Annotated in this window: 13 protein-coding genes and 1 pseudogene; 9 read left to right on the forward strand and 5 right to left on the reverse strand. The window is 58.8% G+C overall.

Annotation, left to right across the window (positions count from 1 at the left end; translation table 11 throughout):
• The first annotated feature begins 124 nt into the window (after window positions 1-124).
• The 4 genes and pseudogenes from FGA82_RS12485 (at window position 125) to FGA82_RS32880 (ending at window position 2,706) form a co-directional block, all read left to right on the forward strand.
• Window positions 125-355 (forward strand): hypothetical protein, encoded by a 231-nt coding sequence (locus FGA82_RS12485; RefSeq protein WP_016987570.1) that lies wholly within the window; start codon window positions 125-127, stop codon window positions 353-355.
• Window positions 352-654 carry a cell division protein ZapA gene (locus FGA82_RS12490; protein ID WP_141127295.1) on the forward strand — a complete coding sequence of 101 codons (303 nt, stop codon included), beginning with the start codon at window positions 352-354 and terminating at the stop codon, window positions 652-654. Before FGA82_RS12485 ends, FGA82_RS12490 begins: the two co-directional genes overlap by 4 nt.
• A gap of 144 nt (window positions 655-798) precedes the next feature.
• Window positions 799-1,839, forward strand: a pseudogene (locus FGA82_RS32875) (HAMP domain-containing protein); the annotation flags it as partial.
• A gap of 135 nt (window positions 1,840-1,974) precedes the next feature.
• Window positions 1,975-2,706, forward strand: coding sequence for a methyl-accepting chemotaxis protein (locus FGA82_RS32880; protein WP_432767146.1), 732 nt, complete (start codon window positions 1,975-1,977; stop codon window positions 2,704-2,706).
• Between the two features lie 68 nt (window positions 2,707-2,774).
• On the opposite strand, the gene FGA82_RS12500 is transcribed toward FGA82_RS32880, so the two are convergent.
• The 3 genes from FGA82_RS12500 to putA all read right to left on the reverse strand — a co-directional run bounded on the left by FGA82_RS12500 (window position 2,775) and on the right by putA (window position 9,664).
• Window positions 2,775-3,473 (reverse strand): hypothetical protein, encoded by a 699-nt coding sequence (locus FGA82_RS12500; RefSeq protein WP_141127297.1) that lies wholly within the window; start codon window positions 3,471-3,473, stop codon window positions 2,775-2,777.
• A gap of 176 nt (window positions 3,474-3,649) precedes the next feature.
• Complete coding sequence (locus tag FGA82_RS12505) at window positions 3,650-5,452, reverse strand: acyl-CoA dehydrogenase (protein ID WP_141127298.1); 1,803 nt, start codon at window positions 5,450-5,452, stop codon at window positions 3,650-3,652.
• Window positions 5,453-5,710: 258 nt separating this feature from the next.
• A complete protein-coding gene (putA, locus tag FGA82_RS12515; protein ID WP_141127300.1) occupies window positions 5,711-9,664 on the reverse strand; it encodes a trifunctional transcriptional regulator/proline dehydrogenase/L-glutamate gamma-semialdehyde dehydrogenase in 3,954 nt (1,317 codons plus the stop codon).
• Window positions 9,665-10,120: 456 nt separating this feature from the next.
• Between putA and putP the strand changes: the two genes are divergently transcribed.
• The 4 genes from putP to FGA82_RS12535 all read left to right on the forward strand — a co-directional run bounded on the left by putP (window position 10,121) and on the right by FGA82_RS12535 (window position 15,327).
• Window positions 10,121-11,605 (forward strand): sodium/proline symporter PutP, encoded by a 1,485-nt coding sequence (putP, locus tag FGA82_RS12520; RefSeq protein ID WP_141127301.1) that lies wholly within the window; start codon window positions 10,121-10,123, stop codon window positions 11,603-11,605.
• 352 nt (window positions 11,606-11,957) lie between these two features.
• Window positions 11,958-13,973 (forward strand): type VI secretion system tip protein VgrG, encoded by a 2,016-nt coding sequence (locus tag FGA82_RS12525; protein ID WP_141127302.1) that lies wholly within the window; start codon window positions 11,958-11,960, stop codon window positions 13,971-13,973.
• Window positions 13,963-14,676 (forward strand): DUF4123 domain-containing protein, encoded by a 714-nt coding sequence (locus FGA82_RS12530; protein ID WP_141127303.1) that lies wholly within the window; start codon window positions 13,963-13,965, stop codon window positions 14,674-14,676. Before FGA82_RS12525 ends, FGA82_RS12530 begins: the two co-directional genes overlap by 11 nt.
• Window positions 14,677-15,006: 330 nt before the next feature.
• Window positions 15,007-15,327: a hypothetical protein gene (locus FGA82_RS12535; protein ID WP_141127304.1), complete on the forward strand. Its 321-nt coding sequence runs from the start codon at window positions 15,007-15,009 to the stop codon at window positions 15,325-15,327.
• A 122-nt stretch (window positions 15,328-15,449) separates the two neighbouring features.
• Here FGA82_RS12535 and FGA82_RS12540 read toward each other — a convergent pair whose 3' ends face one another.
• Entirely contained in the window at window positions 15,450-15,863 is a 414-nt protein-coding gene (locus FGA82_RS12540; RefSeq protein ID WP_141127305.1) for a hypothetical protein, read from the reverse strand.
• A gap of 424 nt (window positions 15,864-16,287) precedes the next feature.
• Between FGA82_RS12540 and FGA82_RS12545 the strand changes: the two genes are divergently transcribed.
• Window positions 16,288-17,127, forward strand: coding sequence for a 23S rRNA (adenine(2030)-N(6))-methyltransferase RlmJ (locus tag FGA82_RS12545; protein WP_007915674.1), 840 nt, complete (start codon window positions 16,288-16,290; stop codon window positions 17,125-17,127).
• 163 nt (window positions 17,128-17,290) lie between these two features.
• On the opposite strand, the gene msrA is transcribed toward FGA82_RS12545, so the two are convergent.
• Complete coding sequence (gene msrA / locus FGA82_RS12555; RefSeq protein WP_141127307.1) at window positions 17,291-17,956, reverse strand: peptide-methionine (S)-S-oxide reductase MsrA; 666 nt, start codon at window positions 17,954-17,956, stop codon at window positions 17,291-17,293.
• Window positions 17,957-18,048 lie beyond the last annotated feature (92 nt).

The following is an 18,048-nucleotide window of genomic DNA, read 5'->3' on the forward strand; positions in this document are numbered from 1 at the left end:
CTTTAAAACTCGCAGGAACGGTCCGCCACCAGGAAAATCAAGGCCTTGCGCCGGTTTAACCCTGGCATCCGTGGTGACTTTTCTTTATCGTACGCGCCCTTTGAAAAACGCTTGGAAGATCAAAATGTTGGAAGCATCCCTCAGCCAATTGGAACAGCTCGTCAGCGACCTGGTGCAACAGAACCAGAGCCTTGCGCAAACCAACCAGACTCTGTCCACGGAACTGGCCCAGGCCAAGGATGAAAACGAAAGCCTGCAACTGAACCTGATGGAGCAGGAAGAAAAACACGGCGCCACCGCTGCCCGCATTCAGGCACTGGTTGATCGCGTCAACGCAGGTCCGGTCAGCGCATGAACCACCACACAGCAGGGGTAAAAGTCGTCTCCATTCTCGGGGAGGACTATTCGATCAAGGCACCGGCCGGGGAAGAACAGACTCTGCTGGACGCGGCCATGATGCTCAAGGCAGCGCTGGACGACACCAAACGCAAATACCCGACACTGATCGGTGATCGCTTGCTGGTGCTGGCGGCGATGAATCTGTGCTCTCAGCAGATTGAAATGAAGAAGCAGCACAAAGAAGAACTCGACCGTTACCAAGAGCAAGTCAGCGCCACGGTCGACACTATTGCCAAGACCATTAACCAAAGTTGATGGAGCTGCGCACAACCAAAGAATAGATTGTCGACTGGGTTGTATACAATCGGCACGGCTGTTGCATTGTTTCGGCCACTTATTCTTTGGGGGTGCTCCATGCAGTTGTGGCGACGCAGTATTCAATGGCAGCTGATTCTCAGCATGGGCACCGCCCTGCTGGTCAGTATCCTGATCGTGGTTGGCATTTATACCCTGGTGGTCAACCGTCTCGCCCAGAGCTATCTGGTCGAACAAGCACTGCCGTCGAGCATCGAAGCGACGCGCAACGATATCGAGCGCATCCTCGTGCAACCGCTGACGGCGGCCAAAGATATCGCCAGCAATACGATGGTCCGCGACTGGCTCGCCTCAGGCGAAGACAGCAGCAAAACAGCGGGCTTCGCGCAGTATCTGGAAGGCATCCGCGCCGAACATAAAGCTTTTACCGCTTTGATCATCGGCACCGAATCCAATCACTACATCACCGAAAAAGGTCTGGACCGCACCCTCAGCCGTTCAAAACCGGCTGACGCGTGGTTCTATTCCTTCCTCGACAGCAATCAGCCGCGCACCCTCAATATCGACAACGACGGGGCGACCGGAGAGTTGGCGCTGTTCATCGATTTGAAGGTTGAGCAGGCCGGTAAAGTCGTCGGTGTGGCCGGGCTCGGTTTGAGCATGAAAGAGCTGTCGGAGCTGATCCACAACTTCAGCTTTGGTGAGCGCGGCAAGGTCTATCTCGTGCGTTCCGACGGTTTGATCCAGGTGCATCCCGAAGCGCAGTTCAGTGGCAAACGCACCTTGAGCGAGCAGATTGGTGCCAATGCGGCGCAGGCCGTCATGGGCCAGCTCTCTACCTCAAAGGCTGCCGCCGTCAGCAGCAGCTTCCAACGGGATGGCGAAGACTTCCTCGCCTTCAGCCTGCCGTTGCGTGGTCTAGGCTGGACTCTCGTGGCCGAAGTGCCGCAATCGCAAATCTATGCCGAAGCCCGAAAAGCGATGTGGATGAGCGGCGGTATCGGTCTGGCCGTAGCGCTGGTGTGCCTCGCTTTGGTGGTGTGGCTGGCGCAAGGGCTGGTGCGGCCGATTCGTCAGGTAACAGCGGCGCTGGTAGCAATCGGTAGCGGCGGTGGAGATTTGACCCACCGGTTAGATTCCAGTCGCGCCGACGAGTTGGGCGATCTCGCCCGAGGCTTCAATCGTTTCCTCGACAGCCAGCGCGGGATGATCGGCGAAGTGCTGACCACCAGCGAGCGTCTGCGTACGGCCGTGGGGCAGGTGGCGAAAGTGGTGGAGAACACCGCTGAACGTTCTGGCCGTCAGCAGGAAATGACCGACATGGTCGCGACCGCCGTTCACGAAATGGGCCTGACCGTGCAGGAGATTGCGCAGAATGCCGGTAACGCGGCGCTCGCCTCGCAAACCGCGCGCGATGAAGCGATGCAGGCGCGGGAAGTGGTCGGCGGCTCGATTCGGCATATTGAAAGCATGTCCGATGAAATTGGCATAGCGGCTGGCGCGGTGGGGGAGTTGGCGCATCAAGTGGCGTCGATCGATTCTGTATTGGCGGTGATTCGCGGGGTGTCCGAGCAGACCAACCTGTTGGCGCTCAATGCTGCCATTGAAGCGGCGCGTGCCGGTGACATGGGTCGGGGTTTTGCCGTCGTCGCCGATGAAGTGCGCACTTTGGCGCGCAGGACGCAAGCGTCTACTGACGAGATCCAGCAGATGATCGGCAGCCTCAAGCAAGGTGCGGAAAACGCAGTGTCGTCGATGCGTACCGGGCAGGCCGCAACCGGCACCGGGGTTGAGTCGAGCCAGCGCACCGGGGCGTCGTTGACGGCGATTACCGGTCAGGTCGAGCGCATCAGCGATATGAACCATCAGGTGGCGACGGCGACGGAAGAGCAGTCGGCAGTGACGGAAGAGATCAACCGTAATGTGCAGGGGATTTCGGATCTGGCGCGGGCGACGGCGGGGGAGGTTCGGGCCTGTCGCGAGGATTGTCAGATGTTGCAGAAACTGGCGGATGATCTGGCGCGGCAGATGGGTGGCTTCCGATTGAAGTGAGTGACTCTGACTTTGGTACAGACCCGACGCGCCTCGAAGGCGCGTCGGTTTCACTTTGGTTTCGCCATTCAGAACAGCAGGATTTCTCGCCCATAGAAATCGATGCCACCAATTGTCTCCAGGTAAAACACTCGCTTCTCTCGGACAGTCCACACCTGCTGGTCTTCGTGGTAAGTGTCGCCAGCTGCCAGTGTTCTGAACATATCGTCTCTATTGAAATCCTTATTACTGATATAACTCGAGCGCGAAGTGATAACCATGGCTTGGTAGAGATTTTCCCCTTTTTTGATGTAACGCTTTTCCGTAACGCGCTCTGCAGTGGGATCTTTTACTACGTCATTAACTCTTGCCGAAAACACAAACTCTTCTGCGCTCAGAACGACGTTAGGATCAATCAGCAACTTCGCGTCTGCGCCGCCATACACTACTGCTCGCACCTGAGTGACACCTATGAACGTGTAGTCTTTGTAAGCTACGCGATTGACCGTCTCATAACGGTCCTCCGCCATAATGATCTCGAACATTGCTGCTGCTGTTGTTTCGACAGCCGGTACTGAGTTGTCCGGCGATGTCGTGATGCTGATCTGCGATCGCTCATCAGAAAGGCGATGGTGATTTTTGCTGGTTACAGTGGAAACCGAGGAGTTTTTGTTAGTCCAGACTGTGCCGTTTCGCGATCCAAATTGCGAAATCGAAGCAAGGACGCAATAGTCCTGCGTTACCAGTCCTGCAAGTTTGATGGTTTGGTCGGCAGTTTGGCTGTCCATGTTGTTCGCTCTTTTGTAGGGTAAGAAGAGGACGTTAAGTCCGAACTTGCCGGGCAAACTGCAAACTACATGTCAGGCGGATACAGCCTATCGCGCAGAGCTCATTTCCACACCTGTCAAACATGACAGGTGTGGAGCGCGCGATAATGTGTTTTGTCTGGGTAATGGCGCTGAAATCAGAACCACGCATCCTGCATCGCCAGGCACGTATCATCCCGCACCTCCAGCAACGTCAGTTCATGATGGCAACCCGGCACTTCCCACGTCAGAAAATACCGCGCCGCCTGCAGCTTGCCCTTATAGAAGTCAGCATCCGCTGCATTCCCTTTGGCCAACCCTTCCTCGGCACGAATCGCCTGTTCCAGCCAGCGCCAGCCAATTACCGTGTGGCCGAACACCTTAAGGTACAACGCCGAGTTCGCCAGACTGCTATTGACCTTGCCCTGCGCCAGATCGGTCAGCAAACCGATGGTCACCGTTTGCAGGCGCGCCACCAGTTTTTCCAGTGGTTCACGCAGTGCGGTCAGCGATTCGTATGCTGTAGCGCGTTCAGCGGTGGTGGCGATCAGGCGAATCAGTTGCTTCAGCCCTGCGCCACCGTTTTGCGCCAGTTTGCGCCCGAGCAAGTCCAGCGACTGAATGCCGTGGGTGCCTTCGTGGATCGGGTTCAAGCGGTTGTCACGGTAATACTGCTCCACCGGATACTCACGGGTGTAACCGTGACCGCCAAGAATCTGGATCGCCAGTTCGTTGGCCTTGAGGCAGAACTCCGATGGCCAGGATTTGACGATTGGCGTCAGCAGATCCAGCAATTCATGAGCCTGTTTGCGTTCGGCTTCGGACTCGAGCGTGGTGGTGTCATCGAACAGGCGCGCTGCATACAAGCCGAGGTCAAACGCCCCTTCGACGTAGGACTTCTGCGTCAACAGCATGCGTCTGACATCCGCATGCTGAATGATCGCCACCGGCGCGGTGGTCGGGTCCTTGCTGTCCGGCACGCGACCCTGCGGACGTTCGCGGGCGTACTCCAGTGAATACAGATAACCGGCATAACCGAGCATCACCGCGCCCATGCCGACACCGATCCGCGCCTCGTTCATCATCTGGAACATATAGCTCAAACCGCGATGCGGCTCGCCCACCAGATAGCCGACACACTCACCGTTATCGCCGAAGTTCAGCGCCGTGGAGGTGGTACCACGCCAGCCCATCTTATGGAACAGTCCGGCCAGCAGCACGTCGTTGCGTGGGCCGAGACTGCCGTCATTGTTGACCAGAAACTTCGGCACGATGAACAGCGAAATGCCCTTAACACCCGCAGGCGCGTCCGGAAGCTTGGCCAGGACCATGTGCACGATGTTCTCCGACAGCGGGTGATCGCCGCCGGAAATGAAGATCTTGTTGCCCTTGAGGCGATAGGTGCCGTCGGACGCAGGCTCGGCGCGTGTACGAATATCCGACAGGGACGAACCGGCATGGGGTTCGGTCAGGGCCATGGTGCCGAAGAAGCGGCCATCGATCATCGGTTGCAGGAAGCGTTGTTTCTGTTCTTCGGTGCCGAAGCTCTCGATCAGGTTTGCCGCGCCCATGGTCAGGAACGGGTACGAAGTCGACGCAGCGTTGGCCGACTGAAAATGCGCGAAGCAGGCTTGCGACAGCAATGTCGGAAGTTGCATGCCGCCGGCGTCGAAACTTCTCGCGGCGTTTAGGAATCCGGCTTCAAGGAAGGCATCCACAGCCGGTTTTACCTCAGGAATCAGAATCGCCTTACCGTCCTCGTAGCGCGGCTCGTTCTCGTCGCCCTTGCGGTTGTGCGGGGCGAAATACTTCTCGGCGATGTTGCGCGCGGTGCCGATGGCGGCGTCGAAGGTCTCGCGATTGTGCTCGGCAAAGCGCTCACGCCGGGTCAGGCCCTCGGCATCAAGGACTTCATACAGCTCGAAAGCCAGATTGCGGGAACTGAGCAGCATCTCGGACATGGCGGCCTACCTGAAATTGGGGTTGGGCCGAGTCTAGGCGTGCTGATAAACGCTGAACAGGATGATTGATGGGCGTGATGTTGGAGCCGCGCAACAACTTTGCAAACACCACAAACCACTGTGGGAGCGAGCTTGCTCGCGAAGAGGTCGGCACATTCAACAGATGAGTTGACTGGCAAACCGCTTTCGCGAGCAAGCTCGCTCCCACAGGGACTGCTGCTATGCCGGGCACCTATGCAGGTGCCCGGTTCATCGGGTTTAGCCGATCGTCATCAAGCTCGCATTACCACCCGCCGCAGCGGTGTTAACGCTCAACGCCCGCTCAATCACCAGACGCTCCAGGGCAATGTTGGTCTCGCCCTGGGACAAGCCCTGAACCCCAACGATCGCGCCGGCACGCTTGGCAATCTGCTGGCAAACGCCGCGCAACTGGTCGGAATGGCCGTGATGCAGAACCGCATCAAACACCACTTCGTCCTTGTTCCAGTCAGCAACCAGCTTGATCCGCGCCTGAATGTCCTTCGGCAGGCGTGCGAACAATGCCTTGCTGATGTCGGACTCTGGCCACACTGCAGAACCACCTACCGCCAGCACCGCTGCCAGTTGCGTCAACAGATCACCTTCAACCTCGGCCAGGCACAGCACGTGCTCGCGCGGCAGAATGGCGTAGCTGTTTTTCTCACCGGTCGGGCCGGCCAGCACGCGGGTAATCCCGCTTTGCGATTGCGCAGCGTACTGCACGCACAGGGTGATCAGGTCAGCGAACTTGTTGCTGTCGGCCCACGCTTTCAGTGCGTTCAGCGGTTTGCTCATGGCATCGCGCAAACGAACGTCCGGGGCGATAACGGCATCACCGCGAGCGAAGGATTGTTCGATGGCGTCGGTAGGACGGGTCGCCAGCAAACGGTACAGGTAAAGCGGGCCGCCGGCTTTCGGGCCAGTACCCGAGAGGCCTTCGCCGCCGAATGGCTGCACGCCGACCACAGCACCCACGATGTTGCGGTTAACGTAGACGTTACCGGCGTTGACGTTGTCGATCACCTTGGCGATGGTCTCGTCGATGCGGGTGTGTACGCCCAGTGTCAGGCCATAACCGGAAGCGTTGATCTGGCCGATCAGTTGATCGATCTCTTTGCGCTTGTAGCGCACCACGTGCAGCACCGGGCCGAAGATCTCGCGTTGCAGCTCGTCGAAGCTTTCCAGTTCGATCAGGGTCGGCATGACGAAGGTGCCGCGTTTGACCTCTTCGGTGTCGGCGATTGCCACCTGGTAGACATTGCGACCTTTGTCGCGCATGCCCTGGATGTGCTTGTCGATGCCAGCCTTGGCTTCGGCGTCGATGACCGGACCGATGTCCACGGACAGGCGCTCAGGGTTGCCGAGGCGGCTTTCAGCCATGGCACCTTTGAGCATTTCGATGACGCGATCGGCGGAATCTTCCTGCAAGCAAAGTACGCGCAGCGCCGAGCAACGCTGACCCGCGCTGTCGAAAGCCGAGGACACCACGTCGATCACAACTTGTTCGGTCAGTGCCGAGGAGTCGACGATCATCGCGTTCTGGCCACCGGTTTCGGCGATCAGCGGAATCGGACGGCCCTGGCTGTCGAGACGGCCAGCGATGTTGCGTTGCAGCAGACGCGCGACTTCGGTGGAACCGGTGAACATCACGCCTTTGACACGTTCATCACCGACCAGACCGGCGCCGACGGTTTCACCGCGACCCGGCAGCAGTTGCAGCACGCCTTCCGGAATCCCGGCTTCAAGCAGCAAACGCACGGCTTGAGCGGCAACCAGCGGAGTTTGCTCGGCAGGTTTGGCCAATACCGGGTTACCGGCTGCCAGTGCCGCAGCAACCTGGCCGCTGAAGATTGCCAGCGGGAAGTTCCACGGGCTGATGCACACCACCGGACCCAGTGGGCGGTGGGCGTCGTTGCTGAAATCGTTGCGCGCCTGCACCGCGTAGTAACGCAGGAAGTCGACGGCTTCGCGGACTTCGGCGATGGCGTTGGCGAAGGTCTTGCCGGCTTCGCGAGCCAGCAGGCCCATCAGCGGCTGGATCTCGCCTTCCATCAAGTCCGCGGCACGCTCCAGAATCGCTGCGCGTTCGGCCGGCGGGGTGGCCTGCCAGATCGGTGCTGCGTTCAGTGCGCATTGAATGGCGTTGTCGACGTCTTCGACGGTGGCTTCTTGAACATGACCGACCACATCACGGTGATCTGCGGGGTTCAGCACTGGTGCAGGGGTTTCAGTGCTGGAAGCGCAACCGAGCATCGGCGCGGCTTTCCAGTCGTTGTGTGCAGTGGCAAGCAGGGCGCAGGACAACGAGGCCAGACGATGTTCGTTGGCCATGTCGATGCCGCTGGAGTTGGCGCGCTCAGCACCGTAAAGATCACGCGGCAGCGGGATGCGCGGGTGCGGCAGGCCGAAACCACCTTCCACGGTCGCCATCTGCTCGATCTGCGCCACCGGATCGGCTACCAATTCCTGAATAGAAATCGACTGATCGGCGATTCGGTTGACGAACGAAGTGTTCGCGCCGTTTTCCAGCAAGCGACGTACGAGGTACGCCAGCAGAGTTTCGTGCGTGCCGACCGGTGCGTACACGCGGCACGGACGGTTCAGCTTGCCTTCGGAAACCTTGCCTACAACTTGTTCGTAAAGCGGTTCGCCCATGCCGTGCAGGCACTGGAATTCGTACTGGCCCGGGTAATAGTTCTGACCGGCGATGTGGTAAATCGCCGACAGGGTGTGGGCGTTGTGCGTGGCGAACTGCGGGTAGATGACTTCCGGCACCGACAGCAGTTTGCGTGCGCAAGCGATGTAGGAAACGTCGGTGTACACCTTGCGGGTGTAGACCGGATAGCCTTCCAGGCCTTCGACCTGAGCGCGTTTGATTTCGCTGTCCCAGTACGCGCCTTTTACCAGGCGGATCATCAGGCGATGACGGCTGCGACGGGCCAGATCGATCACGTAGTCGATCACGTACGGGCAACGCTTCTGGTAAGCCTGGATGACGAAACCGATGCCGTTCCAGCCAGTCAGTTGCGGCTCGAAGCACAGGCGCTCGAGCAGATCCAGCGACAGTTCGAGACGGTCGGCTTCTTCGGCGTCGATGTTCAGGCCGATGTCGTATTGCTTGGCCAGCAGGGTCAGCGACAGCAGGCGCGGGTACAGCTCGTCCATCACACGCTCGTACTGCGCACGGCTGTAACGCGGGTGCAGTGCCGAGAGCTTGATGGAAATGCCCGGACCTTCATAAATCCCACGGCCGTGGGACGCTTTGCCGATCGAGTGAATGGCTTGTTCGTACGACGCCAGGTACTTCTGTGCGTCGTGTTCGGTCAGCGCAGCTTCACCGAGCATGTCGTAGGAATAACGGAAACCCTTGGCTTCGAACTTGCTCGCGTTGGCCAAGGCTTCGGCGATGGTTTCACCGGTGACGAACTGCTCGCCCATCAGGCGCATGGCCATGTCGACGCCCTTGCGGATCATCGGCTCGCCGCTCTTGCCGATGATGCGGCTCAGCGACGACGTCAGGCCGGCTTCGTTGTGCGTCGAGACCAGTTTGCCGGTCAGCAGCAGACCCCAAGTGGCGGCATTGACGAACAGCGACGGGCTGTTGCCCAAATGCGGATGCCAGTTGCCGGTGCTGATCTTGTCGCGGATCAGTGCATCGCGAGTGCCCTTGTCCGGGATACGCAGCAGCGCTTCGGCCAGGCACATCAGGGCTACGCCTTCCTGGGACGACAGAGAAAATTCCTGCAGCAGACCCTGAACAATGCCTGCACGACCGCCGGCACTTTTCTGGTTACGCAGTTTTTCCGCGATGGACGCAGCGAGCTTGTTGGTGGCTTCAGCCATCGCGACCGGCAGGCGAGCCTGCTCGATCAGCATTGGCACCACTTCCGGCTCAGGGCGACGGTAAGCGGCGGTGATCGAAGCACGTAGTACGGACTGCGGCAGGATGCTTTCGGCGAATTCGAGGAAGCACTGGTGCGCGTGATCGGTGTGGATTTCGCCCGCCTCATCGGCGTCTTTGGCGGTCAAACCGTTCAGCTCGGTCAGGGTTGCACCACCCTCGAGTTTTTCCAGGTAATTGAAAATTGCCTGCTTGATCAGCCAGTGCGGTGTGCGATCAATCGAGGTAGCGGCGGCCTTCAGGCGCTCGCGGGTCGGGTCATCGAGTTTGACCCCAAGGGTGGTGGTAGCCATATTTTTATCCTCATGGTTGCCACAGTTGCGTGGCATCAGCTGGCGGCAAGATTAGCCGTGCGCTGAAAGAGGTGCAACCGGGTGCAACCCTTTTTTGTCGGAATAATAAGCAGCTCGTCAGGAATTATTTTCTGGTACGAAAGTGCCGCACTTGCTTGGTGCTTTTGCTTCTAGCAACGCGCCTTTACTGCGCTAAAAGGGAGCAAAAACCGCCTGTTTCTCGGAATATCCGACTAGGTGCAACTGATTCTCGCGAAACTGGTTGCACCTTTTTAACTTTGTTGCATAGCATTCGCGCCCTAGGTGCAACCGGGATAACCCGGTGCATCGGCTGGTGGCTTTCCTGGGGAAACATCAGTCCTAAATGCGCGGGATCCCGAATCGTCTGCCAAACGTCGTCGTTTGCGCGGGCTTCATCACCGCTGCTACATAAAAACAAAGCCAGGGCGTAACTTAATGAGCGTAAGCAATCCAACACTGATCACGTTCGTGATCTACATCGCAGCAATGGTGCTGATCGGCTTCATGGCCTATCGCTCCACCAATAACCTGTCTGACTATATTCTTGGCGGCCGTAGCCTGGGCAGCGTCGTCACCGCGCTGTCTGCCGGTGCGTCCGACATGAGCGGCTGGCTGTTGATGGGCCTGCCGGGCGCCATTTACATGTCCGGTCTGTCTGAAAGCTGGATCGCCATCGGCCTGATCGTCGGCGCCTACCTGAACTGGCTGTTCGTTGCCGGCCGTCTGCGCGTGCAGACCGAGCACAACGGCGATGCCCTGACCCTGCCAGACTACTTCTCCAGCCGTTTCGAAGATAAAAGCGGCCTGCTGCGCATCATTTCGGCGATCGTGATTCTGGTGTTCTTCACCATTTATTGCGCTTCCGGCATCGTGGCTGGCGCCCGTCTGTTTGAAAGCACCTTCGGCATGTCCTACGAGACGGCGCTGTGGGCCGGTGCTGCGGCGACGATTGCCTACACCTTCGTTGGTGGTTTTCTCGCGGTGAGCTGGACCGATACCGTACAAGCCACGCTGATGATTTTCGCGCTGATCCTCACGCCGATCATCGTCCTGCTGGCTACCGGCGGCGTCGACACCACGTTCCTGGCCATCGAAGCGCAAGATCCAAGCAATTTCGACATGCTCAAAGGCACCACTTTCATCGGCATCATCTCGCTGATGGGCTGGGGTCTGGGCTACTTCGGTCAACCGCACATCCTCGCCCGATTCATGGCGGCGGATTCGGTGAAGTCGATTGCCAAGGCGCGTCGCATCTCCATGACCTGGATGATCCTGTGCCTGGGCGGCACCGTGGCCGTGGGCTTCTTCGGTATCGCGTACTTCTCGGCACATCCGGAACTCGCCGGTCCCGTCACCGAGAACCACGAGCGTGTGTTCATCGAACTGGCCAAGATCCTCTTCAACCCATGGATTGCCGGTGTGCTGCTGTCGGCCATTCTGGCCGCTGTGATGAGCACCCTGAGCTGCCAGCTGCTGGTGTGCTCGAGCGCCCTGACCGAAGACTTCTACAAAACCTTCCTGCGTAAATCCGCTTCGCAACTGGAGCTGGTCTGGGTCGGTCGCGCCATGGTGCTGTTGGTTGCACTGATCGCGATCGCCCTGGCAGCCAACCCGGAAAACCGCGTGCTGGGCCTGGTGTCGTACGCCTGGGCTGGTTTTGGTGCTGCGTTCGGTCCGGTTGTACTGATCTCGGTGGTCTGGAAAGGCATGACCCGCGACGGCGCACTGGCCGGTATTCTGGTCGGCGCGATCACCGTAGTGGTGTGGAAGCATTTCGAGGTGATGGGTCTGTACGAAATCATCCCGGGCTTCATCTTCGCCAGCCTGGCCATCTACATCGTCAGCAAGATGGGCGAGCCGACCAAAGGCATGGTGCAGCGCTTCGAAGCGGCGGAAAAAGATTTCCACCTGAACAAGTGATTGTTCTGAGCTAGCGCTCACCCGAAAACGGCCCGTTTCCTACAGGAGGCGGGCCGTTTTTTTGTGCCTGTGATTTCTCTGATTCACCGCGCTCCCCTGTAGGAGTGAGCCTGCTCGCGATAGCGGTGTGTCAGTCGACATCAATGCTGAATGTCACACCGCTATCGCGAGCAGGCTCACTCCTACAAGGTTCGGTGGTGGTTTTGGAGGATTTGTCTGTAGTTGAAGGCGCCGATTTTTGCAGGGTTTTTCGGCAATAGAAGTAGGGCAAATCTGATTTCCCCGTCACCCATTCATCACCCCTTGCCCCTCATGCAGAATCGCCCGCCCTCACACTGCAGAGAGACATCGGATGTTCGCGCCTGCCAATCAACCGCGTTTTACGTTGACCCTCGAAGGCGTCCAGCATGACCTCAAAGTCCTTGAGTTCACGGGCAAGGAAGCCATCAGCCAACCCTTTCGTTTCGAGCTGGAACTGGTCAGTGAACGGGCGGATCTGGATCTCGAGAGCCTGCTGCACTGTCAGGCGTTTCTGAGTTTTGATGCTCAGGGCTCTGGCATTCACGGTCAGATTTATCAGGTCGGGCAGGGCGACTCCGGGAAACGTCTGACGCGTTATCACTTAAGCCTTGTGCCACGTCTGACGTATCTGGGACACCGCATCAATCAGCGGATTTTCCAGCACCAGAGCGTGCCGCAAATTGTTGCGCAGGTGCTTAAGGATCACGCGATCCTTCGTGATGCGTTCGAGTTTCGGTTAGGCAGCGAATACCCGGTTCGAGAGTATTGCGTGCAGTACGCCGAAAGCGACTTGGCGTTCATTCAACGCCTCTGTGCCGAGGTCGGTATTCATTACCACTTTCAACACAGCCCCGACGCGCACGTACTGGTGTTCGGTGATGACCAGACGGTGTTTCCAAAACTGGCCGCGCCGACCCTTTATCTGCCGGGCAGTGGCATGTCTGCCGGTGCCCCGGCGGTTCAGCGTTTCAACGTTCGTGTGGAAACCCGCACCAGCGTGGTCACTCGGCGCGACTACAACTTCGAAAAGCCGCGGCTGCAGTTGCAAAGCCGTATCGACGGCGAGCAGCGCCCGGTGCTGGAGGACTATCACTTTCCCGGACAATTCAACGATCGTGAAACCGGCAAGCATCTCGCCCAGCGGGCACTTGAGCGACATGTCGCCGATTATCGTCAGGCCGAAGGCATCAGCGACGAATCCGCGCTGGTTTGCGGACATTTCCTGCAACTGACCGAGCATCCGCGCCACGACTGGAACGACCTGTGGCTGCTGACCGCCGTCGAACACCATGGCCGTCAGCCGCAAGTGCTGGAGGAATCGGTGACCAGTGATGGGGAAGGATTCCAGGGTTACCGTAATACCTTTCTCGCTACGCCGTGGGACGTGTTCTTTCGCCCGGCGCTGGGGCCGGAAAAACCACGCATGCTGGGTTACCAGCCGGGCGTTGTGACCGGGCCGAAAGACACGGAAATCCACTGCGACGAGTACGGTCGGGTCAAGGTTCAGCTCGCTTGGGATCGCGACGGTGAATTGAACGAGCACTCAAGCTGCTGGCTGCGCGTTGCCACTAACTGGGCGCACGACCGTTACGGCAGCGTGTTGATCCCGCGAGTCGGCATGGAAGTGCTGGTCGGCTTCATTGATGCCGACGCCGACAAACCGCTGGTCGTGGGTTGCCTGCCCAACGCCGCGACACCGATCCCGCTGGACCTGCCGGCGGACAAGACCCGCAGCATTTTCCGCAGTCAGAGCAGCCCCGGCGGGGGCGGCTACAACGAACTGCGCATCGAGGATCGCAAAGGCGCCGAGGAAATTTACCTGCGCGCCCAGCGCAACTGGACGCAGCATGTGCTGAATGATCAACAGGTGCAGGTCGACAACCAGCGCAGCATCGTCGTCACCGGCACCGCCCGCCATGAGTTGAAGGCTGATGAGCAACGCATCACTCATGGTCAGCGGCAGACCGAAGTGAGGCAGGACGATCATCTATCTGTGACGGGTGATCGGCATGTCCGCGTGAGTAATCAGGCGACCAGCGCCAGTGGGCAATTCCACGTCAGCGCCGGCCAGCAAGTGGTCATCGACGGTGGCGCGAGTGCGACGATTCAGGCCGGCGGGCAGTGGATCAACATCGGCCCGGGTGGCATTTTCAGCAGTGTGCCGATTGTCGTAGGTGGTGCGCCGATGGCGGCGATGAGTGCCGCGCCGGTTGTCCCGGGATTACCGGAGAAACTGGTCGCTGCGCCGGCAGCGATGCTCACTGCCGCGCAAATCATGAGCTTCAAGGGTGATGCACCATTCTGCGAAGAGTGTGAGCGTTGCAAGGACGGTCTCTGTGCAGCCTGATTTTCTTTTGCCTGCCGAATGGTTGGCGCGGGAGCCGTTGCAAGCTTCCGAGCGGTTGTTCGCGGTATTCAGCAATGCCAGCGAGGCGAAGCCGCTCAAGGGCTGGCCAGGCATGGCGAGTCCGATCTGGGCCGGTACGATCTATGCCGAGTGGGATGCAGTGATGCCTCACGTGGGAATTGTCGCCGCCGACAGTGAGTTTCTGCATTGGGTGGCCACAACCGAGTCGCGGGATTGGGGGTGGCTGGCGGTGTCTTCGGCGAGTCTTGAAGAGGTGTTGGCGCACTTTCGCAGCCTGACCCAAGTGCTGATGCCGGACGGCAAAACAATGTTTTTTCGTTTCTGGGACGGGCGGTTTCTGTTGCCGATTTTGCAGGCCAGCGAAGTGGATGCGGCGCAGCTGTTCCCGCTGATCGGGCGTTGTTTGATCAATGGGCAGGCGCTGGATATCGGTGGCAGGGCGCTGGTATCGGGGCGGGTATTCCCGTGGTGGCAGGTGCCGGAGTCGGTGCTGGCGCAGCAAGGCCATGAAGTTCGAACGGCCAATGCGTTGCAGTGGTTGAGCGAGGAATATCCGGCAGTTTTCGAGGCCTTTCCCGAGGCGGTTTTGCGTTGCAAGGTCAGGCGGTTTTTTCAGGTTTCTATGTCGGAAGAATCGTCGCAATCGGCACTGTTGGCGTTTTTGCTGGCAGAGTCGGAGTGAGTTTTCGGGGCGAAGGTCTCGGACGATTCCTTCGAGTTGCGGCGGTTTTCATGAACTGGTGGGGGATGGGTTGCAGGGATAGTCTTAAAAGGTCACCGCAGATGCGGCGACAGGGTGTAGGAGCCTTGAGACTAGAAGAGTGCATAAACGTCGTTGCCTGGTTTGCGGCAGTCTACGTGCGTCCGTAAGATCATTTGCGGCGGTTATGTGCGGGCACGCTTCGGCGTGGCCGAGTTCTCTGGTCTCGGTACTCCTACCCCGCGCATGGCTGCCACCCAAACCCGTAGGAGGGCGATGGTGGAAGCTCATTTCACTACCAGAGGTTCAAAAATGAAAACGCTAACACCCGATCCACCCTACGAAAAAATCATCCCCCATCCCGACAACCGCTTCATGGCCCTGACCGACAATTGCAGCGACATGCCGACCCTGTTCATCGACACCCACGTGCCCCTCGACATCCTCATGGACGCCGCCAACCATCGCCTGCGCGCCGTGATCCAGGTGCTGGAAAACATGTGCATGCGCGGCTCGGTCGAATGCGACTCCGTCATCCCCAGCGACTTCGCCCAGCTCTGTGTGATTCCTCTGCGTGACGGCTGTGATGTGCTTGATGTCATCGGCAGGCGCCTGCGCAGCATGCCCGCCTGAAAAAGATCAAAAGATCGTCCGAACGCGGCCCGAGCCTTCGGCAGCTCCTACACGGGACTGGCGTTCGCCCTGTAGGAGCTGCCGAAGGCTGCGATCTTTTGACGTTAAAGGAAATCAGTTAGTCAGTCAGGGATGTACGCATCCTGAGAGTTGATAAAGCTGTTGAACGCCTCGGAGTTGTAGACCTTCAGGCACGCAAGGAACACCACTTTTTCATTCGAGTATTTGCTGTTTGAAGGTGTCTGCTCGTAAGCCGTTAATACGTAGTTTCGGGTTTCTTTGTAGGGATCGTGCAGCACCTGCAGCGTGTCTTCATTTTGCAGAGTGGTATGCATGCCTTTGCCCATGAACGAATAGGCATTGGCGGACAGTGCAATGTCTTTTTCCAGCGCGGAGCGTTCGTTGAATGGCTTCAGAATGCAGTGGCTCAGGCCGTAGTTCTTTAGTGTCTGGCGTGCCTGCTCAATGTGGGTTTCGTCGGCAAGGGCGAGGTATGGGCTAAGCAGGCTGAATAAGCAGATGATCAGATATCGCATGAGTTTTTGACTTCCTGTCGCTTATGTTTTGCCAGTGTAATGCCATAAAAGCAAAGCCCCTCACCCTAGCCCTCTCCCAGAGGGAGAGGGGACCGACCGAGGTGTCTGGGTGATGTACGCGGACCTGCGACTTCAGCGGTGAACTTGGCTTGGCCAAGCCTGGATGGTGGTGTTCTTTCGGGGGACCGACCGAGTTGTCTGGGCGGTGTACGCCGACTTGCGACTTCCGCGCTGATCTTCGTTTGGCCAAACCTGAGATCACGCTGATCTTTCAGGTCGATGTAACTCGCAAGATCACCACCGTCAGTCCCCTCTCCCTCCGGGAGAGGGCTAGGGTGAGGGAAAGGCTTTTGTCCGCTCGGCTGCGAACCCCTGACTTGCCGCCCGGTAAAAGGTAAACTTTGCGCCCTTCGCAGGAGCAGCCATGAATTATCGTCACGCCTTCCATGCCGGCAATCACGCCGATGTGTTCAAACACCTGACCTTGACCCGCCTCATCGCCTTGATGTCGCGCAAGGAGCAGCCGTTTGCCTATCTCGACACGCACGCCGGCATCGGTCTGTATGACTTGCAGGGCGATCAGGCGAATCGCACCGGCGAATACCTGGAAGGCATCGCGCGCTTGTGGGATCAGCCGGATCTGCCGGCGCTGACCGCCGATTACATGAAGGTGCTGCACGAGATGAACCCGGATGGCCAGTTGCGCTACTACCCGGGTTCGCCGGAGCTGGCGCGGCGTCTGACCCGTCCACAGGATCGAGTGATGCTCAACGAGAAGCACCCGGAGGACGGCGTGCTGCTCAAGGACAACATGGCCGGTGATCGTCGGGTCAAAGTTCATCTCGGTGAGGGCTGGCACGTCGCGCGGGCGATGTTGCCGGTGCAGGAGAAGCGCGCGGTGATGTTGATTGATCCGCCGTTCGAACAGCTCGACGAGATGCAGCGTTGCGCGGCGTCGTTGAAAGAGGCGATTGGTCGGATGCGTCAAACCGTGGCGGCGATCTGGTATCCGGTGAAGGACCAGCGTGCGTTGCGCCGCTTCTATCAGGATCTGGCCGGCACCGGTGCGCCGAAGTTGTTGCGTGTGGAGCTGCTGGTGCATCCGCTGGATACGCCGAACAGCCTGAACGGCTCGGGCATGGCGATTGCCAATCCGCCGTGGGGGCTGGAGGAAGAGTTGCGTGAGTTGCTGCCGTGGTTGTCGAAGAAGCTTGGGCAGACCCAGGGTGGCTGGCAGATGGATTGGCTGATTGCCGAGAGCTGATCAACGGCAAGATCAAAAGATCGCAGCCTGCGGCAGCTTCTACAGTGATCGTTCCCACGCTCTGCGTGGGAATGCCTCAATGGACGCTCTGCGTCCGCTGTTGGGACGCGGAGCGTCCCGGGCTGCATTCCCACGCAGAGCGTGGGAACGATCAGTCGGCGGGTTAATTGCCTGCCAGACTCGGTGGCATGCACACGCCGGTGCCGCCAATCCCGCAGTAACCCTCAGGATTCTTCGCCAGATACTGTTGGTGATACGTCTCGGCGAAGTACACGGTGGGTGCCTGTTCGATCTCGGTGCTGATTTCACCCAGACCTGCTTTCGCCAGCTCAGCCTGATAGGTCGCCTTGCTCTTCAGCGCCGCATCCAGATGCTCAGGCGAGGTCGCGTAGATCACCGAGCGGTACTGCGTGCCGATGTCATTGCCCTGACGCATGCCTTGCGTCGGGTTGTGCAGTTCCCAGAACATCGCCAGCAGCTCTTCGTAGCTGACTTTGGCCTTGTCATATACCACCAACACCACTTCCGCGTGGCCGGTCAGGCCCGAGCAGACTTCTTCGTAGGTCGGATTCGGCGTGAAACCGCCGGCATAACCGACGACCGTGCTGACCACGCCTTCGCGCTGCCAGAAGCGGCGCTCGGCGCCCCAGAAGCAGCCCAGACCGAAGATCGCAAAATCGACGTCCTGGAAAAACGGGCCAAGCAGCGGGGTTTCTTCGAAGACGAAGTGCTTTTCAGGCAGGGTCATCGCAGTTTCGCGGCCGGGCAGAGCTTGTTCTTTAGTCGGGAGCACGTTTTTGTTCACCAGAATTTCCGAGCGCAGAACCATGATCGTTCCTCTCAGTCAGGTTGGATGTAAAAAGTCAGACCGCCAGTGTGCCCAATGATGCCCGACTTCGCACTATCCAATGTAGGAGCGGC

The organism is Pseudomonas fluorescens, assembly GCF_005938625.1.
GTDB lineage: Bacteria > Pseudomonadota > Gammaproteobacteria > Pseudomonadales > Pseudomonadaceae > Aquipseudomonas > Aquipseudomonas fluorescens_BD.